The 21,837-nt window shown below is 71.5% G+C and carries 19 protein-coding genes; 8 read left to right on the forward strand and 11 right to left on the reverse strand.

Annotated elements, in window-relative coordinates:
* From SM757_RS32035 to SM757_RS32045, 3 genes are all read right to left on the reverse strand, one after another.
* A partial coding sequence (locus SM757_RS32035) for a DUF6064 family protein (protein ID WP_322468452.1) occupies positions 1–517 on the reverse strand: 517 nt, incomplete at its 3' end.
* Entirely contained in the window at positions 517–1,464 is a 948-nt protein-coding gene (locus SM757_RS32040; RefSeq protein ID WP_322468453.1) for an aldo/keto reductase, read from the reverse strand. The genes SM757_RS32040 and SM757_RS32035, both read right to left, overlap by 1 nt.
* An 84-nt stretch (positions 1,465–1,548) precedes the next feature.
* Entirely contained in the window at positions 1,549–1,947 is a 399-nt protein-coding gene (locus tag SM757_RS32045; RefSeq protein WP_322468454.1) for a DUF1161 domain-containing protein, read from the reverse strand.
* Positions 1,948–2,094: 147 nt separating this feature from the next.
* On the opposite strand from SM757_RS32045, the gene SM757_RS32050 reads away from it, so the two are divergent.
* A complete protein-coding gene (locus tag SM757_RS32050; RefSeq protein ID WP_322468455.1) occupies positions 2,095–3,927 on the forward strand; it encodes a sensor histidine kinase in 1,833 nt (610 codons plus the stop codon).
* Between the two features lie 117 nt (positions 3,928–4,044).
* On the opposite strand, the gene SM757_RS32055 is transcribed toward SM757_RS32050, so the two are convergent.
* The 7 genes from SM757_RS32055 to SM757_RS32085 all read right to left on the reverse strand — a co-directional run bounded on the left by SM757_RS32055 (position 4,045) and on the right by SM757_RS32085 (position 11,843).
* Entirely contained in the window at positions 4,045–4,980 is a 936-nt protein-coding gene (locus SM757_RS32055; RefSeq protein ID WP_322468456.1) for an electron transfer flavoprotein subunit alpha/FixB family protein, read from the reverse strand.
* 1 nt (position 4,981) lies between these two features.
* A complete protein-coding gene (locus tag SM757_RS32060; RefSeq protein ID WP_322468457.1) occupies positions 4,982–5,731 on the reverse strand; it encodes an electron transfer flavoprotein subunit beta/FixA family protein in 750 nt (249 codons plus the stop codon).
* Positions 5,732–5,746: 15 nt separating this feature from the next.
* On the reverse strand, positions 5,747–6,280 hold the full coding sequence (locus SM757_RS32065; protein WP_322468458.1) for a MaoC family dehydratase: 534 nt from the start codon (positions 6,278–6,280) through the stop codon (positions 5,747–5,749).
* A gap of 27 nt (positions 6,281–6,307) precedes the next feature.
* Positions 6,308–8,089 carry an acyl-CoA dehydrogenase gene (locus tag SM757_RS32070; RefSeq protein ID WP_322468459.1) on the reverse strand — a complete coding sequence of 594 codons (1,782 nt, stop codon included), beginning with the start codon at positions 8,087–8,089 and terminating at the stop codon, positions 6,308–6,310.
* A gap of 49 nt (positions 8,090–8,138) precedes the next feature.
* Positions 8,139–9,809, reverse strand: a complete 1,671-nt coding sequence (locus SM757_RS32075) for a cation acetate symporter (RefSeq protein ID WP_066343209.1) — start codon at positions 9,807–9,809, stop codon at positions 8,139–8,141.
* Positions 9,806–10,114 (reverse strand): DUF485 domain-containing protein, encoded by a 309-nt coding sequence (locus tag SM757_RS32080; protein WP_066343202.1) that lies wholly within the window; start codon positions 10,112–10,114, stop codon positions 9,806–9,808. Before SM757_RS32080 ends, SM757_RS32075 begins: the two co-directional genes overlap by 4 nt.
* Before the next feature lie 82 nt (positions 10,115–10,196).
* Positions 10,197–11,843, reverse strand: coding sequence for an acyl-CoA synthetase (locus tag SM757_RS32085; RefSeq protein ID WP_322468460.1), 1,647 nt, complete (start codon positions 11,841–11,843; stop codon positions 10,197–10,199).
* Positions 11,844–12,017: 174 nt separating this feature from the next.
* Here SM757_RS32085 and SM757_RS32090 point away from each other — a divergent pair, with 174 nt between their 5' ends.
* The 4 genes from SM757_RS32090 to SM757_RS32105 all read left to right on the forward strand — a co-directional run bounded on the left by SM757_RS32090 (position 12,018) and on the right by SM757_RS32105 (position 17,141).
* Positions 12,018–14,015, forward strand: a complete 1,998-nt coding sequence (locus SM757_RS32090; protein ID WP_322468461.1) for a PAS-domain containing protein — start codon at positions 12,018–12,020, stop codon at positions 14,013–14,015.
* Positions 14,008–14,724 carry a response regulator transcription factor gene (locus SM757_RS32095; RefSeq protein ID WP_322468462.1) on the forward strand — a complete coding sequence of 239 codons (717 nt, stop codon included), beginning with the start codon at positions 14,008–14,010 and terminating at the stop codon, positions 14,722–14,724. The genes SM757_RS32090 and SM757_RS32095 overlap by 8 nt, the downstream gene beginning before the upstream one ends.
* A gap of 252 nt (positions 14,725–14,976) precedes the next feature.
* Positions 14,977–16,671 (forward strand): electron transfer flavoprotein-ubiquinone oxidoreductase, encoded by a 1,695-nt coding sequence (locus SM757_RS32100; protein ID WP_322468463.1) that lies wholly within the window; start codon positions 14,977–14,979, stop codon positions 16,669–16,671.
* Between the two features lie 257 nt (positions 16,672–16,928).
* Positions 16,929–17,141: a hypothetical protein gene (locus SM757_RS32105; RefSeq protein ID WP_066337286.1), complete on the forward strand. Its 213-nt coding sequence runs from the start codon at positions 16,929–16,931 to the stop codon at positions 17,139–17,141.
* A gap of 69 nt (positions 17,142–17,210) precedes the next feature.
* On the opposite strand, the gene SM757_RS32110 is transcribed toward SM757_RS32105, so the two are convergent.
* Entirely contained in the window at positions 17,211–17,489 is a 279-nt protein-coding gene (locus SM757_RS32110) for a hypothetical protein (protein ID WP_322468464.1), read from the reverse strand.
* Between the two features lie 302 nt (positions 17,490–17,791).
* On the opposite strand from SM757_RS32110, the gene SM757_RS32115 reads away from it, so the two are divergent.
* The 3 genes from SM757_RS32115 to SM757_RS32125 form a co-directional block, all read left to right on the forward strand.
* Positions 17,792–18,358 (forward strand): hypothetical protein, encoded by a 567-nt coding sequence (locus tag SM757_RS32115; protein ID WP_322468465.1) that lies wholly within the window; start codon positions 17,792–17,794, stop codon positions 18,356–18,358.
* A 347-nt stretch (positions 18,359–18,705) separates the two neighbouring features.
* Positions 18,706–20,565, forward strand: coding sequence for an autotransporter assembly complex protein TamA (locus SM757_RS32120; RefSeq protein ID WP_322468466.1), 1,860 nt, complete (start codon positions 18,706–18,708; stop codon positions 20,563–20,565).
* On the forward strand, positions 20,566–21,837 hold a 1,272-nt coding region (locus tag SM757_RS32125), incomplete at its 3' end, for a hypothetical protein (protein WP_322468467.1).

Consider the following 21,837-nt stretch of genomic DNA (forward strand, 5'->3'; position numbering starts at 1 on the left):
GCACCCCGGGCCGCGCCAGCGGCGCCAGCGCCAGCATGGCCAGCACCGTGGGCGCGGGCATGAGGCCCACCACCTCGGCACGCCACCACGAGCCGCCCAACCACCCCGCCAGCAGCGGCGCACCCGCCAGCGCCACGAGCAGCAGGCCGACGGCCACGGCACGCTCGCGGGCCGCGGCATCGGTGGTGAAGGCGCCGCGGCGCGCCAGCACGGCCAGCACCACCGCCTGCGCGGCAAAGCCCACCGCCATCACGGGCGCACCCCAGTGGATCTGGGCGTAGCGCAGCAGCAGGAAATCCCAGGCCACGGTGATGCACCACAGCGCCGCCAGCCCGGCCAGCAGTTGCGCGGCGCCGCGGCGGCGCGTCAAGAGGCCCAGCAGCGCCACCGCGCCGCAGCCGGCCATGAGGAGCTGCGCCGGCCACAGCGCCTGGTTGTGCGCCTGCACCAGCCGCGCGTAGGTGCGCCCGGAAAAGAGCTGGAAATCCGACGGCACGTAGGTCCACCACTCGACCATCACAGCTCCTGCACGGCTTGGGCGATGCGCCGGCGCAGCGCCGCATCCGGCAGCCGCCCGCCGGCGGCGGCGAGGTTCTCGCGCACGTGGGCCACCTGCGTCGTGGCCGGGATCACGCAGGTCACGGCCGGGTGGGCGACGATGAACTTCAGGACGAGCTGCGCCCAACTGGTGGCATCCAGCTCCGGCCCGGCCCACTTGGGCAGCGGGTGGCGCTCCAGGCGGCGCAGCAGCGCGCCCTGCTGGAAGGGCCGGTTGACGATGACGCCCATGCCGCGCTCGGCCGCCAGCGGCAGCAGCCGCTGCTCGGCCTCGCGGTCCACGGGGTTGTAGGTGAGCTGCACGAAGTCCAGCGGCTTGCCGGCCATCACGCGCTCCATCTCGGCGTGGCGGCGGCCCTCGCTGGTGGTCACGCCCACGTAGCGCAGCCGGCCCTGCGCCTTCATGCGCAGCAGCAGCGGCAACTGCTCCTCCCAGGCCAGCAGGTTGTGCACCTGCAGCAGGTCAAAGCGCGGCAGGCCCCAGAAGGCGCGCGACTCGTCGATCTGCGCCGGCCCCTGGCGGCCGCTGCTGCTCCAGACCTTGTCGGCGGCAAAGACGCGGTCGCGCGCGCCCAGGGTGCGCAGCGCCTGGCCCACCACCTCCTGCGCCGAGCCGTACATGGGCGAGGAGTCGATCAGCCGTCCGCCCCCGGCCAGGAAGGCCTCCACCACCCGCGTGCACTCCTCGCGCAGCTGCGCATCGCGGCCGACGTTGAAGGTGATCCAGGTGCCCAGGCCCACGGCGGGCAGCCGCTCGCGGCTGGAGGGAATGGCGCGCAGCGGCAGCGCCGGGCTGCCCTGCGCGGCGGCGGTGGACGGGGCCAGCCAACCCGGCGCCGCGCCGGCCGCCAGCGCGGCCAGGCCGCCCAACACGCGGCGGCGCCGCGGCATCGTGGTCTTGCTCATGCGGGCGAGCTTCCCATGCCGCGGCGCCGCGCTGGCAACGTGGGGTTTCAGCGGCACGCGGGCGCGGGCCTCCAATGCAGCCCTTCAGCGCGGGCATTCCCCGTCGGGGGCCACGGAGCCGTCACGGCACTCGGTGATGACGTCCTGGCGCCGCGGCGCCGGCGCGGCCGGGCGCGGGACGGGTTGCGCCTGCACCTGCGTTGGTGCCTGCGTGTGCACCTGGGCCTGCGCGGGCTGGGCCGGGCCGTCCTGGACGAAGACGATCTTCTTCGTGCCCTGCTCGCAGCGGCCCACCACGCGGCCGGCGGTGTTGGCCTCCATGTCCACGATGGACAGCCGGAACTCCGCGATGCCGCCGGCGCGGAACTTGTCGGCGATCTCGGCCTGGATGGCGTCGCAGTTGCTGGCGGCGCGGGCCGCCTGGGGGCCCAGCAGGGCCAGCAGCGCCGTCAGGGTGATCAGGGCCGGGGTGGGCTTGCTCATGGTCCTCTTTCCTTGGTGCAGTGCAACATCACATTGTCTGTCCGGTGACAAGGCTGGCGACAGGTGGCGGCGCTAGCATGAGCCGCCGCATTTTTGCCGCTCGCCCTCATGGGGCGGCCGGCTCCCCGCCTTTTCGCCCGTCCAGCCATGTCCGACTCCTTGCTCCGCGCCCCGCTTCCCCCGCGCCAGGCCGAGCAATTGCGCGAGCACCTGGTGCTGGCCGTGGCGGCGCTGGCGATCGTGCTGCTGAGCACGGCGGCGGCGCTGATGCTGTGGCGCCAGCGCGCGCACACCCAGGCCACCTGGGAGCGGTACATGCAGAGCTTCGCCACCAGCATGGCCGCCCATGCGCAGCAAGTGGCATACGCGGCCGACGGGGCGCTGCAGCGCGTGGTGGAGCGCGTGCAGGAAGAGGCCGGCGACAGCGAGGCGCGGCTGCATGAGCTGGCCACGACGCGGCGCATGCACGATTTCCTCACCGAGCGCCGCGGCGAACCCGGCGTGGCGCGCGACATCGCCATCGTGGACCTGCAGGGCCAGGTGCTGGCCAACAACCAGGCCTTTCCGGCGCCGCACATCAACGTGCACGACCGCGACTACTTCAAGGCCCACCTCGCGCAGCCGGCGCTGGACCTGTACCTCTCGGCGCCCGTGCTCAGCCGCGACACCGGGCGCTGGACCCTCTTCCTGGTGCGCAAGCTGCGTGCGGGGGACGGTCGCATGCTGGGGCTGGTGATCACGGGCGTGGAGGTGGCGTGCTTCGAGCGCTTCTACCAGTCGGTCAACCTCGACGACGCGCACACCGCCGTGCAACTGCTGCGCAGCGACGGCGTGCCCCTGGCGCGCCACCCGCTGCGCGCGGGCATGATGTCGGCCTCCTACCGCGGCGCGCCGGCCCTGCGGGCGCTGGAGCAGGCGCTGGCGCAGGGGCGGCGCAGCGCGGCGGTGTACACGCGGCAGACGCGCCCGTCCGACCCGGCGCTGGCCGACCAGCGGCTGGTGGTGGCGCGCGCGGTGGACGCCTTTCCGCTGGTGGTGGTGACGCTGGCGACGCAGGACCTGATGCTGCACGGCTGGCGGCAGACGGCCTGGTTCCTGGGCGTGGGCACGGCGCTGCTGGACGCGCTGATCGCGCTGCTGGCGCTGTGGATGCACCGGTCGCTGCGCCGGCGCCGCCAGGACATGGAGCGGCTGGCCGCGGACCACGGCGACAAGGCCAGCTTCCTGGCCGGCGTGAGCGGCGAGCTGCGCGCGCCGCTGCTGGGCCTGCAGGACATGACGCGGCGGCTCGCCGCCACCGCGTCGGCGCTGGCGCCGCAGCGCCAGGCGCTGCACACCATGGAGCGCTCGGCCACGCAGCTGATGGCGCTGGTGGACGACCTGCGGGACTACTCGCGGCTGGAGACGGGGCGGCTGGCGCTGCAGCGCGCGCCCTTCGCGATCGCGCCGGTGGTGCAGGACTGCCTGGCGCTGTTCCAGTCGCAGGCCCGCTCGCGCGGCGTGGCGCTGGAGTTGTACATGGGCAACGCGGCGCACGACACGCCGGTGCTGGGCGACGCGCCGCGGCTGGCGCAGATCGTCAACAACCTGCTGTCCAACGCGCTGCGCTTCACCAGCACCGGCCACGTGGCGCTGAGCGTGGCGCCGCTGGACCGCGAACGCTGGCGCGTGGCGGTGAGCGACACCGGCAGCGGCATGACGGCCGAGCAGTGCCGGCGGCTGTTCGAGCCCCTGCCCGCCCCCCATGCGGCCGAGTCCGGCGCGCCGGGGGCCACGCCGGGGCTGGGCCTGGGTCTGGGCCTGTCCATCGTCAAGCGGCTGGCGCTGCTGCACGAAGGCACGGTGGGCGTGCGCAGCGAATTGGGCCAGGGCACCGAGGTGTGGTGCGAGCTGCTGCTGCCGCCGGCGGCGGTGGCGGTGGCGCCTTCGTGTCCGGCAACGCCACCGGCAGCGGCTGAGGCAGCGGCTGAGGCAACGTGAACGTGAGCCTGGCGCCCGCGCGGCGCCAAAAGCAAAAAAGCCCGCCCTGAGCCAGGGCGGGCCAAGTACCGGCGGTGACTCCGGTGCAAAGGAAACGGTGAAACGGTGAGGCGGCGCTCAGCCCAGCGCCGCGGTGAGCGCGGGCACGGCCTCGAACACGTCGGCCTCCAGCCCGTAGTCGGCCACGCTGAAGATGGGCGCTTCCGGGTCCTTGTTGATGGCCACGATGACCTTGGAGTCCTTCATGCCGGCCAGGTGCTGGATGGCGCCGGAGATGCCGCAGGCGATGTAGAGCGTGGGCGCCACGATCTTGCCCGTCTGGCCCACCTGCCAGTCGTTGGGCGCGTAACCGGCGTCCACCGCGGCGCGCGAGGCGCCCAACGCGGCGCCCAGCCTGTCGGCCAGCGGCGTGAGCACTTCGGTGAACTTCTCGGCCGAGCCCAGCGCGCGGCCGCCGGAGACGATGACCTTGGCGGCGGTCAGCTCGGGTCGGTCGCTCTTGGTCAGCTCGCGGCCGACGAAGGCGCTCTTGCCGCTGTCGGCCACGGCCGCCAGCGTTTCAACCACGGCGCTGCCGCCGGTGGCGGGCGCGGCATCGAAGCCGGTGGTGCGCACGGTGATCACCTTCACCGCATCCGCGCTCTGCACGGTGGCGATGGCGTTGCCCGCGTAGATGGGGCGCTCGAAGGTGTCGGCGCTCAGCACTTTCGTGACGTCGCTGAGCTGCGCCACGTCCAGCCTGGCGGCCACGCGCGGCGCCGCGTTGCGCCCGGCCGCGGTGGCCGGGAACAGGACGTGGCTGTAGCCCGCGGCCAGCGCCAGCACTTGCGCGGCCACGTTCTCGGCGAGCTGCTTGCCCAGCGCGGGCGCATCGGCGTGCAGCACCTTGGCCACGCCCTGCACCTGCGCGGCGGCCTGGGCCACGGCGGCGGCGCTTTCGCCGGCCACCAGCACGTGGACCTCGCCTCCGCAGGCCCGCGCCGCGGTGACGGTGTTTAAAGTGGCGCCCTTGAGGGACGCGTTGTCGTGTTCGGCAATGACGAGGACGGCCATGTCAGATCACCTTGGCTTCGTTCTTGAGCTTTTCAACCAGCGCGGCCACATCGGCCACCTTCACGCCCGCGCCGCGCTTGGGCGGCTCGGCAACCTTCAAGGTCTTGAGGCGCGGCGCGACATCGACGCCCAGCGCCGCGGGCGTGAGCGTCTCCAGCGGCTTCTTCTTGGCCTTCATGATGTTGGGCAGCGTCACGTAGCGCGGCTCGTTCAGGCGCAGGTCCGTGGTCACCACGGCCGGCAGCTTCACCGACAGCGTTTCCAGGCCGCCATCGACCTCGCGCGTGACTTGGGCCTGGTTGTCGCCCAGCGCCACCTGGGAGGCGAAGGTCGCCTGGGGCAGGTCGGCCAGGGCCGCCAGCATCTGGCCGACCTGGTTGCAGTCGTCATCGATGGCCTGCTTGCCCAGGATCACCAGGCCCGGGGCCTCCTTGTCCACCAGCGCCTTGAGGATCTTGGCCACGGCCAGCGGCTGCAGCTCGTCGGCGCTTTCCACCAGGATGGCGCGGTCCGCGCCGATGGCCAGCGCCGTGCGCAGCGTCTCCTGGCACTGGGCCACGCCGCAGGAGACGGCCACCACCTCGGTGACGGCGCCCTTTTCCTTCAACCGCACGGCCTCCTCGACGGCGATCTCGTCGAACGGGTTCATGCTCATCTTCACGCCGGCAACGTCCACGCCAGTGCCGTCGCTCTTGACGCGCACCTTGACGTTGTAGTCCACCACGCGTTTCACGCAGACCAGAACTTTCATCACAACTTCCTTGCTTCAGGCCGCCACGGTCTGGGGCGGCGTTTGCGATTGATCCTTGGCCGGTGCGGGCGCACCGGACTGCTCCAGCGGGGCTTGCGCGGCTTCAACCGCCGCCTGGCGCGCCGCGGCGGAGGTGGTCATGACGGTGGCTTCGCCGTCGATGACGACCACGCCCTTCACGCGGCATTCGGTGGAGAGCACCGCGCGCGCCTTGGCGGTGTCCACGGACAGCACCTTCACCGTGGCATGCACCGTGTCGCCCGGGCGCACCGGGGCGCGAAAGCGCATCTGCTGGCCCAGGTACACGGCGCCGGGGCCGGGCAGCCGGTTGGCCACCGCCGCCGAGATCACGCTGGCCGTGAGGAAGCCGTGCGCGATGCGGCCGCCAAAGCGCGTGGTCGCGGCGAATTCCTCGTTGGTGTGCACCGCGTTGTTGTCGCCGGAGACGGCGGCGAACAGCACGATGTCGGCCTCGGTGATGGTCTTGGAATAGGTGGCCTGCATGCCGGGGCGCAGGTCCTCGATGTCGTAGCCGTGGAGGTCGTTCATGGCGGCGGGGCCTCTCGCTTCAAGAGTTCAGAACTGCTCGTCGGCCAGCGCCAGCGTGGTGTCGCCGCCGTGCACGACCACGTCGCGCAGCATGGGCGCCGACACCAGCACGTGGGCCGCGTAGTGGCGCGCGGTGGCGACCTTGGCGCGCAGGAAGGCGGCGTCGCCCTCGCCCGCGGCGAGTTGCGCCGCGGCCGCGTCGGCCAGGCGGGCGCTGAGCCAGCCGCCCACGACGGTGCCGGCCAGGCGCAGGAAGGGCACGGAGCCCGCGGCGCATTGGGCGCCCGCTTCGGCGCTGTGGGCCAGCAGCCAGTCCACGGCGGCGTCCAGCGCGGCGACGCCGGTGTGCAGCGCCGCGCCGGTTTGGGCGACGGCGGCTTCCCGGCTGTCGAGCAGGCGGCGCGCGTCGGCGTCCATGCGCGCGATCAGCGTCTTGACGGTCTTGCCGCCCTCGCGGGCGATCTTGCGGCCGATGAGGTCGTTGGCCTGTATGGCCGTGGTGCCCTCGTAGATGGTGGTGATGCGCGCGTCGCGCAGGTATTGCGCGGCACCCGTTTCCTCCACGAAGCCCATGCCGCCATGCACCTGCACGCCGTCGGAGGCGATGAAGAGGGCGTTGTCGGTGAGCCAGCCCTTCACGATGGGCGTGAGCAGCTCCACCAGGGCCTGGCTTGGGGCGCGGTCGGCCGGGTGCGTAGCGGCGTGGGCGCGGTCCATCTGGGCGGCGCAGAAGTAGGCCAGGGCGCGCATGGCCTCGATGCGGGCCTTGCCGTCCATGAGCATGCGGCGCACGTCGGGGTGGCCGATGATGGTCTTGCTGCCCGTGGCGGTGCGGCCCTGCACGCGCTCCAGCGCATAGGCGCGGGCGTGCTGGTAGGCGCGCTCGGAGACGCCCAGGCCTTCCAGGCCGACGTTCAGGCGGGCGTGGTTCATCATGGTGAACATGCAGGCCAGGCCCTGGTTGGGCTCGCCCACCAGGTAGCCGATCGCCCCGCCCTGCTCGCCAAAGCTCATCGAAGCCGTTGGGCTGCCATGGATGCCCAGCTTGTGCTCCAGCGAGGTGCACAGCAGGTCGTTGCGCTCGCCCAGCGACCCGTCCTCATTGACGAGGAACTTGGGACACAGGAACAGCGACAGGCCCTTCACGCCCGCGGGCGCGTCCGGCAAGCGGGCCAGCACCAGGTGAATGATGTTCTCCGCCAGGTCGTGCTCGCCCCACGTGATGAAAATCTTGTTGCCGCTGACGCGGTAGTGGTCGCCTTGCGGCACCGCGCGCGAGCGGATGACGGAGAGGTCCGAGCCGGCCTGCGGCTCGGTGATGTTCATGGTGCCGGTCCAGCGGCCGGACACCATGTTGGGCAGGAAGCGCTGCTTGAGCGCTTCGCTGCCGTGGTGGGCGATGGCTTCCACGGCGCCCAGGGTGAGCATCTGGCAGAGGCTGAAGGCGTGGTTGCTGGACTTCCACATCTCCAGCACCGCCGTGGACACCAGGGTGGGCAGGCCCTGCCCGCCGAACTCGACGGACGCGGGCATGCCGTTCCAGCCGGTGTCGCAGAAGCTCTGGTAAGCCTCCTTGAAGCCGTCGGCCGCGTTGACAACGCCGTCCTTCCAGCGCGCGCCCTGCGTGTCGCCGGCACGGTTGATGGGGTCCAGCACGCCGGCGGCGAACTTGCCCGCCTCTTCGAGAATGGACTCGACCAGGTCGGCCGAGCATTCCTCGAAGCCCGGCAGGGCGCAGACCGCTTCCAGGCCGCCGACTTCCTTCATCGTGAACAGCATGTCGCGCAGGGGTGCGCTGTAGGTGGACATCGTCTTAGCTCCTTGAATAACTGCTTGGAGGATGGGGGTCAGTGCGCGCTCAATGCGCGCTGGCGGCGGCAGCACCTATGCCGGTCTGCGCACGCACGTACTGGTCGCGGAAGCCGGCAATCTCCTTCTGGGCCCGCGCGCTCTTGTCGGTGACGGAGAAGAGCCACGTGAAGAAGAAGGCCAGCGGCATGGAGAACAGCGCCGGCTGCTCATACGGGAAGATGGGCGCCTGGTTGCCCAGCACCACCACCCACACGGCCTTGGACAGCACCACGAAGGTGACGGCCGAGACCAGGCCGATGACGCCGCCCACCAGCGCGCCACGCGTGGTCAGGCCCTTCCAGTAGATGGACAGGATCAGCACGGGGAAGTTGGCCGAGGCGGCGATGCCGAAGGTCAGGCCGACCAGGAAGGCCACGTTCTGCTTCTCGAACGCGATGCCCAGCACCACGGCCACCACGCCCAGCAGCAGCGACACGCGCTTGGAGACCTTCATCTCCTGCTCTTCCGTGCACTGGCCCTTGCGGATGACGCGGGCGTAGATGTCGTGCGCGATGGAGGAGGCGCCGGCCAGGGCCAGGCCCGACACCACGGCCAGGATGGTTGCGAACGCCACCGCCGAGAGGAAGCCCAGCAGCAGGTCGCCGCCCACGGCCTTGGCCAGGTGCATCACCGGCATGTTGCTGCCGCCGATGAGCGTGCCGCCCACCTTGCCGCCCTCGTAGAACTGCGGGTCCTGGCCCACGATCACGATGGCCGCCAGGCCCAGCAGGCACACCACCAGGAAGAACAGGCCGATGAAGCCGCTGGCCACGAAGACCGACTTGCGCGCCTCCTTGGCGTTGGGCACCGTGAAGAAGCGCATCATGATGTGCGGCAGCGCGGCCGTGCCGAACACCAGGCCCAGCGACAGCGACACGGCCGTCACCGGGTCGGCCAGCAGGCTGCCCGGGCGCATGATGGCCGCGCCGCTCTTGTGCGCCGCGACGGCCCTGGAGGCCAGCGTCTCGATGTTGAAGCCGAAGTGGCCCATGGCCAGGAACAGCATGATCAGGCCGCCGGTGAGCAGCAGCACGGCCTTGACGATCTGCACCCAGGTCGTGGCGATCATGCCGCCGAAGGTCACATACACCACCATGAGCACGCCCACGATGGCCACGGCCACCGCGTAGTCCAGGCCGAACAGCAGCTTGATGAGCTGCCCCGCGCCGACCATCTGCACGATCAGGTAGAAGATCACCACCGTCAGCGAGCCGAAGGCCGCGAAGGTGCGGATGCGCGCCTGGTCCAGCCGGTACGAGGCGATGTCGGCGAACGTGAAGCGGCCCAGGTTGCGCAGCCGCTCGGCCAGCAGGAACAGGATGACCGGCCAGCCCACGAAGAAGCTGATGATGTAGACGAAGCCGTCGAAGCCGCGCATGAACACCATGGAGCTCAGGCCCAGCAGCGTGGCGGCGGACATGTAGTCGCCCGCGATCGCCAGCCCGTTCTGGAAGCCCGTGATGCCGCCGCCGGCGGTGTAGAAGTCCGCCGCGGACTTGGTGCGCCGTGCCGCCCAATACGTGATGCCCAGCGTCATCAGGACGAAGGCAATGAACATGGCGATGGCCGTGACGTTGAGCGGCTGCTTCTGCGCCTGGCCGATGGCGTCGCCCGCCAGCGCCGCGCCCGCGGCGCCCGTGAGCGCCAGCGCGCCCAGGATCTTGTTCAGGGGCTTCATGCGTTGCGCTCCACGATGTCCTGCGTCATGCGGTCGAACTCGCCGTTGGCGCGCGACACGTAAAGGCCCGTGAGCAGCCAGGAAACGATGATCAGCAGCGCCCCGATGGGGCCGCCGATGGTCAGCGCGCTGCCTTCGAACAGCGGCTTGCCGAAAATGTCCGGCGCGAACGCCACCACGGCCATGAAGGCGTAGTACGCCACCAGCACGACGGCCGACAGCGTGATCGCCAGGCGGCTGCGCTTGGCCACCAGCTCCTTGAACATCGGGTCGTTCTCGACCTTGCGATAAATGTCCGCAGACATGCTCTACTCCTCCAGGGGTGATGATTCTTGACGGGTCGATGCGCGCACACCCACCAGCGTGGGTCTGCGCGGCTTCAACCTCTTATTCGATGGCGCTGGCCGACTTGGCGCGCTGGCGCAGCAGGAACTTCTGGATCTTCCCGGTGGAGGTCTTGGGCACCTCGGCGAAGACGATGCGCTTGGGCACCTTGAAGCGGGCCAGGTGCTCGCGGCAGAACTCGATGAGCTCCTGCTCGGTGACGGTGGGCGCCCCGGGCTTGAGCTCCACGAAGGCGCAAGGCACTTCGCCCCACTTCTCGTCGGGCAGCGCCACGACGGAGGCCAGCATCACGTCGGGATGGCGGTGCAGCACGTCCTCGACCTCGATGGAGCTGATGTTCTCGCCCCCGGAGATGATGATGTCCTTGCTGCGGTCCTTGATCTTGACGTAGCCGTCCGGGTGCACCACGGCCAGGTCGCCGGTGTGGAACCAGCCGCCGGCAAAGGCTTCCTCGGTGGCGCCGGGGTTCTTGAGGTAGCCCTTCATCACCACGTTGCCGCGGAAGCAGATCTCGCCCATGGTCTCGCCGTCGGCGGGCACGGGCTCCAGGGTGTCCTGGTCGAGCACGGCCACGGCCTGCTGCAGCGGGTAAGGCACGCCCTGGCGGCCGTTGAGCCGCGCACGCTCCTGCGCCGGCAGCGCGGCCCAATGCTCCTGCTTGGCGCACACGGCCGCGGGCCCGTAGACCTCGGTGAGGCCGTAGACGTGGGTGATCTCTATGCCCGCGGCCTCGCAGCCCTCGATGACCGCGGCCGGCGGCGGGGCCCCGGCGATGAGGCCGCGCACCACGCGGCCCAGGCTCTGGCGCAGCTCCGCCGGGGCGTTGATGAGCATGCTGTACACGATGGGCGCGCCGCACAGGTGCGTGACGCCGTGCTCGCGCATGAGCGGCCAGATGGCCAGCGGGTCCACCTTGCGCAGGCACACGCTGGTGCCGGCCACCAGCGCTATCGTCCAGGGGAAGCACCAGCCGTTGCAGTGGAACATGGGCAGCGTCCACAGGTACACCGGGTGGTGCGGCAGGCTCCAGGCGATGGCGTTGTTGGCCGCGTTCAGGTAGGCGCCGCGGTGGTGCGTCACCACCCCCTTGGGGTTGCCCGTGGTGCCGGAGGTGTAGTTCAGCGCGATGGCGTCCCACTCGTCGGCGGGCAGTTGCCAGGCGTAGGCCGCATCGCCCTGGGCCAGCAGTTGCTCGTAGCTGATCTCGCCCAGGCGAGCGCCGGCGGGGGCGGTCTCGTCCTCGACCTCGATCACGAGGGGGCGCTTGTCGCCCAACAGCTCCAGCGCCTTGCCCACGACGGGCGCGAACTCGCGGTCGGTGAGCAGCACCTTGGCCTCGCCGTGCTGCAGCATGAAGGCGATGGCCTCGGCGTCCAGCCGCGTGTTGAGCGTGTTGAGCACGGCCCCGCACATGGGCACGCCGAAGTGGGCCTCGAACATGGCCGGCACGTTGGGCAGCATGGCCGCCACGGTGTCGCCGGGCTGCACGTCGCGGCGCGCCAGCGCGCTGGCCAGGCGGCGGCAGCGCTCGTAGGTGGTGCGCCAGTCCTGGCGGGCGCCGCCGTAGACGATGGCCGTGCGCTGCGGGTACACCAGCGCGGCGCGCTCCATGAAACTCAAGGGCGACAACGCGACGAAGTTGGCCGCGTTCTTGTCCAGGCCCAGCGCGTAGGGATTGATCCGGGTCATTGCTCTGCTCCTCCAGGCATCCGGCGGCTCAAAATCGGACCGCGGCGCCGGGCTGAAGGATGGCGAAGGACCTTTTCACGCTCTCCCAGCAAATATGACGAATGTTTGCATCCCGGCTGCGGGGAAGAGCCGGTCCCTAGAATTTGGGCCATGCAAGGTCTGCGACAAGCTCCCATGGTTGAGCAAGCTCAAGCCGGCGACGCCGCCGGCCACCGGCGCTATGCGGCGCTGCAGGCGGCGCTGGACCTCATAGACCAGGGTTTCAGCCTGATGGACAGCGACCTGCGCCTGCTCGCCTGGAACGAAGCCTTCACAAAGCTGCTGGACTTCCCGCCGGAGATGGTGTTCGAAGGCGCCGCCTTCGAGAGCTTCATCCGCTACAACGCCGAGCGCGGCGAGTACGGGGCGGGCGAGGTTGACGGGCTGGTGGCGCAACGCGTGGCGGCGGCGCGGCGCTTCGAGACGCACGAGCTGGAGCGCGTGCGTCCCAATGGCCAGGTGCTGCGCGTGCGCGGCGTGCCGGTGCCGGGCGTGGGCTTCATCACGCTGTACTCCGACATCACGGCGCAGCGCCGGGCCGAGGAGCAGGCCGCGCTGCAGGCCGCCGAGCTGGAGCGGCGCGTGGCCGAGCGCACCAGCGAGCTCGCACTCAGCGAAGCGCAGATGCGGCTGATCACGGACTCGCTGCCCGCCCTCATCGCCTACTTCGACCACAAGAAGGCCTACCGCTACATCAACCGCGGCTACCAGGAGTGGTTCGGCCTGGACCCCGACCGCCTCGACCAGATCAGCGCCCGCGAATACCTGGGCCGCGAGATCTACGCCAGCATCCGCCCCAACGTTGCGCGCGCATTCGCCGGCGAGCCCGTGACCTACGAGTACGAGGCGCACTGCGTGGACGGCCGCGTGCGCATGGCGCGCACCACGCTCATCCCGGAGAAGGCCGCCGACGGCACCGTGATCGGCTGCTTCGAGCTGACCTTCGACATCTCCGAGCTGCGCCGCGCGCAGGAGCTGCTGTCGCAGGCGCAGAAGATGGAGGCGCTGGGCCAGCTCACCGGCGGCCTGGCGCACGACTTCAACAACATGCTCACCGTCATCATCGGCAACCTAGGCGCCCTGCGCGAGCTGCGCATGGACGAGAAGGTGACGGAGTTCATCGACCCCGCGCTGTCGGCCGCGCGGCGCGGCGCGGAGCTCATACGCGCGCTGCTGGGCTTTGCCCGCCGCCAGCCGCTGGAGGCGCAGGCCGCCGAGGTTGGGCCGCTGGTGTCCACCGTCATCAACCTGCTGCGGCGCTCGCTGCCGGAAGGCATGGAGCTGCGGCTGGACGCCGGGGAGCTGCCGCTGTGGGCCTGGGTGGACGCCAGCCACCTGCAGGACGCGCTGGTCAACCTGGTGCTCAACTCGCGCGACGCGCAGTCGCGCTCGGTGGTGGTGCGCATCGCGGCCGAGACGCTGTCGGCCACGCGTGCGCAGGAGCTGCAGGCCAAGCCCGGCCACTACATCCGCATCGACGTGCGCGACAACGGCTGCGGCATGGACGCCGCCACGCGCTCGCGCGTGTTCGAGCCCTTCTTCACCACCAAGCGCCCCGGCACGGGCACGGGGCTGGGCATGTCCATGGTGTACGGCTTCGTGCGCCAGTCCGAGGGCGCCGTGGCCATAGACAGTGCCCCGGGCGCGGGCGCCACCGTCACGCTGTGGCTGCCCGTGGCGCAAAGCGCCGTGGCCAGCCTCATGGCCGACACCTGCTGCGACGCCGGCCACCGCGCCGACCCCAGCGCCGCGCTGGCGCTGCTGGTGGAGGACGACACCGAGGTGCGCAAGGTCGTGCGCCGCGCGCTGGTGGACCTGGGCTTTGCCGTGCTGGAGGCCGAGAACGGCGCCGAGGCGCTGCAGATGCTGGAGTACACGCCGCGCATCCAACTGCTGCTGTCCGACGTGGTGATGCCCGGCGGCGTGGACGGGCGCGAGGTGGCGCGCCAGGCCCAGGCGCGCGGCGTGCCGCGCGTGGCGCTCATGAGCGGCTTCGTCCCCGGCGAGCAGCCCGCCGCGGGCGAGGTGCCCATGCTCTGCAAGCCCTTCACCAAGCGGCAGCTGGCGGACTTCCTGCATCGCCAGGTGCCGGCGGCGGGCGGCGGCCGGATGCCGGGAGCGCTTCATGGTTGAGGCCGCAGCCGCCCTCGTCTACGTCGTCGAGGACGACCCCGAGGTCGCCCGGCTGGTGAGCCTGGCGCTGCGCGACTTCGGCTTCGCCTGCGAGACCTTCGGCGACGGCGCGGGCGTGCTGCGGCGGCTGCAGATGGAGCAGCCGGACCTGTGCATCGTGGACCTGGGGCTGCCGGACATGGACGGCATGGAGCTGGTGCGCGAGATCGCGCGGCGCTGCAGCTGCGGCGTGCTGGTGCTCACCGGCCGCGGCCACACGGTGGACCGCGTGATGGCGCTGGAAGGCGGCGGCGACGACTACGTCGTGAAACCCTTCGAGCCGCGCGAGCTGGTGGCGCGCGTGCGCAGCATCCTGCGCCGCCGGGGCGCCGTCGCGCCCGGGATGGCGCCGCTGCAACGCCGGCATGCGCGCTTCGCGGGCTGGAGCCTGGACTGCGCAGCCAACCTGCTGCGCGCGCCGGACGGCACCGAGACGCTGCTGGGCACGGCCGAGACGCAGGTGCTGCGCGCCTTCCTGGAGCGGCCGCACCAGATCCTCACCCGCGAACAGCTCATGGGCGCGCGCGACCTCTCGCCGCTGGACCGCAGCATCGACGTGCGCATCTCGCGGCTGCGCCGCAAGCTCGAAGGCGACGCGCAGAACCCCAAGATCATCAAGACCGTCTACGGCGCGGGCTACATGCTCGCGGCGGCGGTGGAGTGGACGTGACGCGGCCCACGAAGCCGCGCAGCCCGCTGCGAAACATGTCGTCATGCCGGCGAAGGCCGGCATCCACGATGACCGAAACGCTTCGTTGATTTGCGCCCCAGCGCGCCTGGGCCGTGCAGGCCGCGCCATCGGTGCGCGTGGATGCCGGCCTTCGCCGGCATGACAGCCAGTTGGGCTTGCGGCCAGCAAGGCTGCACGCGCAACGTGCCAAGCAACACCTCAATTTCACGCAGAACTGCCGGAGACCCCGCCATGACCCCTCTTCACCTCCTGGAGCAATACGGCCCGCGCGAGGCCATGGACTACGACGTGGTCGTGGTCGGCGCCGGCCCGGGCGGGCTGGCCACGGCCATACGCCTGAAGCAGCTCGCGCAGGCGGCCGGCGCCGAGGTGTCGGTGGCCGTGCTGGAAAAAGGCTCCGAGCCCGGCGCGCACATCCTCTCCGGTGCCGTCATGGACCCGCGCGCCCTCACCGAGCTGCTGCCCGACTGGGCCCGCAGCGGCGCGCCGCTGCACCAGCCGGTGGCGGGGGACGACGTGCTCTTCCTCACGCCGCAGGCCGCGCACCGCACCCCCGACTGGCTCGTCCCCCGTAACTTCCACAACGAGGGCTGCTTCGTCGTCTCGCTCGGCCAGGTCACCAAGTGGCTGGCCGAGCAGGCCGAGGGCCTGGGCGTGGACATCTTCCCCGGCTTCGCCGCGGCCGAGGTGCTCTACGACGACAACGGCGCCGTGCGCGGCGTGGCCACCGGCCACATGGGCCTGGGCAAGAACGGCGAGCCCACCGCCGACTTCCAGCTCGGCATGGAGCTCAACGCCCGCTACACCCTCTTTGCCGAAGGCGCGCGCGGCCACCTGGGCAAGCAGCTCATCGAGCGTTTTCAACTGGACGCCGGCCGCGATCCGCAGAGCTACGCCCTGGGCATCAAGGAGCTGTGGGAAGTGCCCGCGGACAAGGCCCAGCCCGGCCGCGTGGTGCACACCGCCGGCTGGCCGCTGCAGGCGGATTGCTACGGCGGCGGCTTCCTCTACCACCTGGAAGGCAACCGCGTGACGCTGGGCTTCGTCACGGGGCTGGACTACGCCAACCCGTGGCTCAGCCCCTTCGAGGAAATGCAGCGCTGGAAGACGCACCCGGCCATCCGCGCGCACCTGGAGGGCGGGCGGCGCCTGGGCTATGGCGCGCGCGCCATCGCGGCGGGCGGGCTGCTGTCGCTGCCCAAGCTGGCGTTCCCGGGCGGCGCGCTGGTGGGCTGCGACGCGGGCACGCTCAACGCCGCGCGCATCAAGGGCAGCCACGCCGCCATCAAGACCGGCATGCTGGCCGCCGAAGCCGCCTTCGCCGCGTTGCAAGCCGGCCGCAGCCGTGACGAGCTGGCCGCCTACCCCGAGGCGTTCGAGCGCAGTTGGCTGCACGAGGAGCTGCACGCCTCGCGCAACTTCAAGGCCTGGTTCAAGAAGGGCCTGCGCGTGGGCGCGCTCATGACCGGCGTGGAGCACTGGCTGCTGCCCCGCCTGGGCGTGAAGACGCCGCCGTGGACGCTGCACCGCGACAAGCCGGACCACCTGGCGCTGCGCCCGGCCGCGCAGTGCGAGCCCATCGCCTACCCCAAGCCGGACGGCAAGCTGACCTTCGACCGCCTCTCCAGCGTCTTTGCCAGCAACACCAACCACGGCGAGGACCAGCCCGCGCACCTGCGGCTGCTCGACGAGCGTGTGCCCCTGAGCGTCAACGCGGCGAGCTACGCCGCGCCGGAGACGCGCTACTGCCCCGCGGGCGTGTACGAGCTGGTGGGCGACGGCCAGGACGGCGGCGGGCAGCAGCGGCTGCAGATCAACGCCCAGAACTGCCTGCATTGCAAGACCTGCGACATCAAGGACCCGACGCAGAACATCACCTGGGTCGTCCCCGAGGGCGGCGGCGGGCCCAACTACGCGGGCATGTGAGGCGCGGGCCGCGCGCTGCGCAAGCGGGGCCGGGATAGCCGGCCCATGGGGAGGTTTCCCTCCCATGTCTGGAGCGGTACGAAGGTCCCGCTGCGGCGGGATATTTGTATCTGGCGACCCTTTTTGTTCCTGAAGAGGATGGAAACCAGCAAGACCGAAATTGATGCCAAAAGGCCGCCGGTTTTCCAGCCGCTTTTTGGCAAATGTCCACCCATTTCCGCCCCGGCTTTTTGGCGGAGAACAACCGGGAAACCGTCATGAAGGCCTCTTGCTCGCATCAGGACGGATTTGAGCTGTGCTTCCAGTCCCTGCAAGGCCCGCACCGGGACATGTCCTTCCCCTGCGACGAAGGCGGCCACGTGGACATGGATCGACTGGAAACCTGCACGCTGCATGAATATCTCTATGCCCGCGCCGTGGTGGGCAAGGAATTTCACCGTCCCGCGGTGAGGCGCCGCCCGCAGGGCTGAATCGGCAATTTCTTTCGCCTGCTGCAGGCTTATTGCGGCCGGGGGCCCCAAGGAGCCCGCGGAAAATATTCAATCGCGGGCCGGCGAATACAGCCGCGTGAGGCGGCGCCCGTCGGGGCTGCGGTGGCGGCCCTTGCACGGCTCCAGGCCCAAGTCGCCCAACAGCTCGAACACCTTCACGGCCTGCGACAGGCTGGACGTCTCCACCACGTGCAGCAACTCGCCCTCGGCGTCGGCGATGCCGATGCGCATGGCGGGCGCGGCCGGATCCAGCAGGGGCTGCTCCCGGTGCAGCTCGCCCAGGCGGCGACGCAGCTCGGCGGGATCGAAGGCAACGGCGTGGTTCATGTTCTTGGGCCTGGAGGGTGCCGGCCGCCGCGGGGGCGTGGCGGCTGGAACCTCATAAAGAGGGCCGGCACGCCGGTCTGCGGCCCGGCGCCAGCCAATGCCCGTCATGGTGCTCAAGCCGGCGCGCGGTGCGAACCGGGAGCGCATCCGGCGAGCCCGGGAATAGTCCGGTGCCTGCGGCTGGCAAACGCTTGCAGCCCTTCCGCGCCGCCGCGGGCCCTGGCCTTGCTGGACACCCTGCATGGGCCCCGGCCCGCTCCCGGGCAAGGACCCGCGCCCCTCCCAGGTTCCAGGAGACCGCCATGGCCCGCCTTGCCCTTCGCCCTTCCCTTGCCGCCGCCGCGCTGGCCGGCGCCGCCGCGCTGTCGCAGGCGCAGGCGCAGACCCAGCCGCTGCCGCAGACGCCCGCGCAGCCCCAGTTCCCCGCGTACCAGAGCGCCCCGCTCAACGGCAGCGGCGTTGGGCCGGCCTCCGGCAGCGCCAGCGCCGTCACCGGCATGGGGGCGGCCACCAACCCCGCCTTGCCCACCACGCCGACGGCGCCCAGTCCCACCATCCCGTCCACCACCTTGCCGGGCACCACCATTCCCGGCACCACCCTCCTCAGCCCAACGGCGCCGGGCACCACGCCCGTGCCCGGCAGCACCGTGCCGAGCACGACGGTGCCGGCCGCCACAGCAGGTACCACACCGCCGGGGGCGGTGGCGCCGCCCCCGCCGCTGAGCGGCGCCACCACGCCGCCCTTGCCCGCCGCGCCCGTGCCGCCGGCCCTGGGCGGCACGGTGCCCAGCGCCACGCTGCCCTCCGCCACCTTGCCCTCCACCACGGTGCCCGGGGGCACGGTGCCGGGCAGCATCCCGTCGCGTTGAGGGCCGCGGCCCCGGTTTCGACGTCCTTTCCAGGCGGGGGCGGCGTGCCGGCACCGCTGTGCCGCCGCCCACCCCGGACAAGTCCCAGGCCCGGCCGCGATCTTCCCGGCCCTGCACCGCCCGCCTTGAGCCCTGCGCTTGCTGTCGTCTCCACCAAGGTTTGCCGCGCCGCGCGGCGGCTCACGCCGATTCGCAGCGGACCACGGCATTCCTTCGTCGGTGCTTTGGGCGGGATTGCGGGATCCCGCCCATTTTTTCGCCGGCTCCAGACCGCGTGCCGCCCCCGTCCGGCGAGGCCGGTACGGTGATTGCCCCTGCGTGCGGCCTGTCCTCTCCACAAGCCGTCAATGCCGCCCACGCGCCCGCGTCCCCTTGCTCTTGCCATCGTCCTGGCCCTGGCCGCGCTGTTGGGCGGCTGCTCGGTTCTGAAACCCAAGTCGGACCAGGAGGCCGCCGCCGCGCGCGGCGAGCCGCCCGCCGAAGGGCCGCCGCGCTACGACATCGAGGTTGAAGGCCCGCGCGAGCTGCGCGCCCTGGTGGGCGACAACCTGGACCTGGCGCGCTTTCGCACCGTCCCGGCCGACCAGGGCCTCACCGACGAGGAGCTCGCCCGCCTCGTCGCCCAAGCCCCCGAGCAGGCCCGCACGCTGTTGCGCACCGAGGGCTATTTCAATGCCCAGGTGCAGGCGCGCCTGGAGCCCGCGCCGGCCGAAGGGAAGCTGCCTCGCGTGGTGGTGAGCATCGACCCCGGCCCGCGCACCACCGTGCAAAGCGTGGACGTGCAAGTGAAGGGCAACCTGCAGCAGCGCGCCGACGCGGGCGAGCGCCCCGCCCAACGGCTGCGGGAGAAGGTACAGAAGGACTGGCCCTTGAAGCCCGGCGACGCCTTCCGCCAGGACGACTGGACCGCCGCCAAGAACGGCGCCATCACCCAGCTGCAAGCCAACGGCTACCCGGCCGCCACCTGGACCGACACGCAGGCCGCCATACGCTCGCGCGAGCAGGCCGCCGCGCTCACCGCCCAAGCCGACAGCGGCCCGCTCTTCCACCTGGGGGGCCTGAAGCTCGAAGGCGTGCAGCGCTACGGCGAGCAGGCGATACGCAACCTGGCCGACTTCCAGCCGGGCGAGCCCTACAGCGAGCAAAAGCTGCTGGACTACCAGGACCGCCTGCGCCTGTCCGGCCTGTACGAGGGCGCGGCCGTCTCCATCGACACCAACCCTTCAGTCGCCGACGCCACGCCCGTCACCGTGCGCGTGCGCGAGCAGCGCGAACAGAACGCCACGCTGGGCCTGGGCTACAGCAGCGACACGGGGCCGCGCTTCACGCTGGAGCACTTCCACCGCCGCCCCTTCGGCCTGAACTGGACGGCGCGCAACAACTTCGAGCTCGGCAGCCAGCGCAAGCTCTGGGAGTGGGACTTGCGGTCCTATGCCAAGGAGCGCATGTGGCAGGACCTGGTGGCCGGCAACGTCGAGCAGCTCAAGGTGGAGGACGAGGACCGCCTCTCGGCCCGGCTGCGCGTGGGCCGCAGCCAAAGCCGCAACAAGCTCGACCGCATGTACTACGGCGAAGGCACCTACTCGCGCGTGGACTCGCCCCTGGGCCGCGTCACCTCGCAGGCCCTCACCGCCAACGCCGACTGGACCTGGCGCGACGTGGACAGCCGGCTGCTGCCCACGCGCGGGCAGGCCGTCATCCTGCAGACCGCCCTGGGCTACGCCCGCAGCGACGAGGCCGAGAGCGGCCCCTTTGGCCGCCTCTACACGCGGCTGCTGGCCTTCCGCCCCTTTGGCAACGGCTGGAACGCGCGGCTGCGGCTGGACGTGGGCCAGGTCTTCGCGCGGCAAGCCATCGGCGTGCCGGACCCGCTGCTGTTCCGTGCCGGCGGCGAGGACTCGGTGCGCGGCTACGCCTACCGCAGCCTGGGGCCGGAGGTGAACGGCGTGGTCACCAGCGGCCGTTCGCTGCTCACGGCCAGCGCCGAGATCACCCACCCCATCTCGCGCCGCATGCCGGCGCTGTTGGGCGCGGCCTTCATTGACGCCGGCAACGCGGCCGAGCGTTTTTCCGACATCAAGCCCGCCGTGGGCGTGGGCGTGGGCCTGCACTACCGCAGCCCCGTTGGGCCGCTGCGGCTGGACCTGGCCTACGGCGTGGACGACGCGCGTTTCCGAGTGCACGTGACGGCGGGGGCAAGTTTCTGAATGAGCGTTGAATCCATGGCCGCCACGAATCCGCCCGCGCCGCCCCCCTCCACGCCCGGCCACACGCCGCCACCCCAACGCCCGCACCGGCTGCGCCGCGCGCTCATCGTCCTTGCCCTGCTGCTGCTGGCGCTGGTGCTGGCCGTTGCCGGCGCCGCCTGGTGGAGCCTGCGCACCGAGCGCGGCACGGCCTGGGCGCTGGGCCAGTTGCCGGGCGTGGAAGTCACGCGGCCGCGCGGCACGCTGCTCGGCGACTTCGGCGCGGACGCCATCACCGTGCGCTTTGGCGTCGGCGGCGAGCTGCGCCTGGTGGAGCCGGCCTGGACGAATCTGCGCGTGAGCCGGCTGCGCCTGTCCAGCCCCTACGCCCAGGTCGCCTTCGACGCGCTGACGGCACGCCAGGGCTTTCTGACGCTGCCGCAGGCCCAGGAGCCGCCGCCGCCGAAATCGCCCCCGCCGCAGCAGTTGCGGCTGCCCGTGGCGCTGGAAGTGGCCGCGCTGCGCATCGACGAATTCCACGCCGCCGCCCTGGCCGGCGAGCCGCTGCGTGCGCTGCAGGCGGCGCTGCACGTGGGCGAGGACGGCGGACGCCGGCACCGGGTGGAGAACTTCGCCGTCAGCCGCGGGCCGCTCAAGGTCGAAGGCCAGGCCCAGGTGGGCGCCGACGCGCCCATGCCGGTGCAGGCCGACCTGCGCCTGTCGCAACCCGCCACCGGCCAGCTCCCCTCGCTGGGCGCGGCCGTGCAGTTGCGCGGGCCGCTGGCCACGCTGTCGCTGGAAGCGGCGCTGCAGGCCCGCACCGAGCCGCCGCAGTCGCTCAACGCCATGGCCACGGTCACGCCCTTTGCAGGGTTCCCGCTGTCGCGGCTGCAGGCCCGCGTGCAGGCGCTGGACCTGCAGGTGCTGCTGCCCACGGCGCCGCGCACGGCGCTCAGCGGCCAGGCCGTCATCCAGCCCAGCCCGCAAAACCAGCTCCAGGCCCGCCTGGAGCTGGACAACGCCGCGGCCGGCACCTGGGACGCCGGCCGCGTGCCCGTGCGCCAGGCCAAGCTGGACGCGCTGATCAACCCCGCCGACCTTGGGCACCTGCAGCTCAACGACGCACAACTGCTGCTGGGCAGCGCCGAGGCGCCGGCCGGCCGCATCAACGCCCAGGGCCGCACCCAGGGCGACGTGTTCACGCTTCAAGCCCTGCTGGAAGAGCTGCGCCCGGCGCGGCTGGACGCGCGCGCGCCTGCGCTCACGTTGGGCGGGCGGCTGGACGCCACGGGG

The sequence above is a fragment of the Azohydromonas lata genome, from assembly GCF_034427735.1.
GTDB classification, from domain to species: domain Bacteria; phylum Pseudomonadota; class Gammaproteobacteria; order Burkholderiales; family Burkholderiaceae_C; genus Azohydromonas; species Azohydromonas lata.